Source organism: Pseudomonas sp. PS01301 (genome assembly GCF_029960215.1).
Taxonomy (GTDB): domain Bacteria; phylum Pseudomonadota; class Gammaproteobacteria; order Pseudomonadales; family Pseudomonadaceae; genus Aquipseudomonas; species Aquipseudomonas coleopterorum.
Genome location: NZ_JASCPM010000106.1, coordinates 1 through 1,727, shown reverse-complemented (window position 1 = coordinate 1,727; position 1,727 = coordinate 1). Strand labels below are relative to the sequence as shown.

Here is a 1,727-nt window from a genome sequence, read left to right as displayed (position 1 = left end):
TTGGGGTTTGGGGAGCAATGGAACCAAAAACCAACGTAAGCCCTACCAACGCTTTTCGGTGTCTTCTTCCCAGGCGCCCATCTCGACAAAACAGTTGCGCATGTCGGCCTCCTGGCTGATCTCGGTCAGCAGGTCATGCACGCTCTTGTCCAGCTCATCGTCGCTCCGATACGGAATGGTCAACTCATAGTGGCCGGCATCCAGCCGCTTCATGCCATAGGGCTCCAGGCAGTAGCGCTCAATGTTCTCCGTGGCCCGCTTCCGGCCGCGCACGAACTTGCTGTTATTCACCACCGCGAGGCGCAGGGTGACGGTGGCCACCCGCTCGGCGGCGGGCGGCTCTGCCGGCGACGCGGCCGAAGGCTGCTGGTCGCGTGACCTGGCGCTCTTCTGGTACGCGCCGATCTCGACACCACGGTGGCGCAGGTAGCTGTACAGCGTGCTCTTGGAGATGTGCAGCTTCTCGCCGATCGCGCTGACGCTCAGGCGACCTTCGCGGTAGAGGGTTTCGGCCGCCATGGCGGTGGCCTCAGCCTTGGCTGGCAGGCCCTTGGGACGGCCACCGATCCGGCCACGCGCCCGTGCGGCCGACAGACCCGCCTGAGTCCGCTCGCGGATCAGCTCGCGCTCGAACTCCGCCAGCGAGGCGAACAGGTTGAACACCAGGCGGCCTTGGGCGTGGGTGGTGTCGATGGGGTCATTCAGGCTCTGTAAGCCGACCTTGCGCTCTGCCAGCTCGCCGACCAACTCGACCAGGTGCTTGAGGGAACGCCCAAGGCGATCCAGCTTCCAGATCACCACGGCATCACCCGGCCGCACGTTGGCCAGCAGTTTGTCCAACTCCGGCCGGGCGCTTTTCGCGCCGCTGGCGATGTCTTGGTAGATGCGTTCGCACCCGGCCTGTTTCAGGGCATCGACTTGTAGGTCGGCTTTCTGATCCCGAGTGCTCACTCGCGCATAACCGATCTTCATCAAAAGTACTGTTTACTCGACTACGTTAGTAATAGTTGAACTTTGATTAAGCGTACCAGTTATTTGAACCGTAGCGCGGGGAGCTTAACGAACCGAGCCATTCCTCGATAGAGTTCGGCAAAACCTTCGTTTTGTCGAACCATTGCATCGCCCTTTGTGATTGGCGTATAAACACACAAACACCTATTAGCGGAGAACGCTATGAATACCATTCGCTGGAATGTCGCCGTCTCGGCCGACACCGACCAGTCGCTTCGGATGTTTCTGGCCAGCCAGGGCGGCGGCCGTAAGGGCGACCTGTCGCGCTTCATCGAAGAAGCGGTACGGGCACACATCCTGGAGCTGAGCGCTGAGCAGGCCAAGGCCGCTAACGCCCATCTGAGTGAGGCAGAATTGACCAACGCGGTTGACGAAGCGCTCGACTGGGCACGTAAGCGCTGATGCGGGTCGTGTTGGATACCAACATCCTGTTCAGCGCCCTGATCTCGCCACATGGCGCGCCCGATGCGATCTACCGTGCCTGGCGGGCGGCGCGTTTCGAGGTGGTGACCTCGCGGATGCAACTCGATGAAATTCGTCGAGCCAGCCGCTATCCCAAGCTTCAGGCCATCCTACAGCCCGCCAAGGTGGGCGCCATGATCAATAACCTGCAACGGGCTGTGGTACTGGAGCGCCTGACCATCGAGGTCGAAGCCGATGATCCGGATGACTCGTTTTTGCTGGCCATGGCCTTGGCGGGCGATGCGGACTACCTG

At 61.1% G+C, this 1,727-nt stretch carries 3 protein-coding genes; 2 read left to right on the top strand and 1 reads right to left on the bottom strand.

All coding sequences use genetic code 11. From position 1 onward, the window contains the following. Positions 1 to 42 precede the first annotated feature (42 nt). Positions 43 to 972: a recombinase family protein gene (locus QMX89_RS22600; RefSeq protein ID WP_003150544.1), complete on the bottom strand. Its 930-nt coding sequence runs from the start codon at positions 970 to 972 to the stop codon at positions 43 to 45. A gap of 201 nt (positions 973 to 1,173) precedes the next feature. Between QMX89_RS22600 and QMX89_RS22595 the strand changes: the two genes are divergently transcribed. Continuing rightward, complete coding sequence (locus QMX89_RS22595) at positions 1,174 to 1,413, top strand: ribbon-helix-helix domain-containing protein (RefSeq protein WP_003089107.1); 240 nt, start codon at positions 1,174 to 1,176, stop codon at positions 1,411 to 1,413. Beyond that, positions 1,413 to 1,727 (top strand): putative toxin-antitoxin system toxin component, PIN family (locus tag QMX89_RS22590; protein WP_282349949.1); only part of this gene is annotated, 315 nt, incomplete at its 3' end. The genes QMX89_RS22595 and QMX89_RS22590, both read left to right, overlap by 1 nt.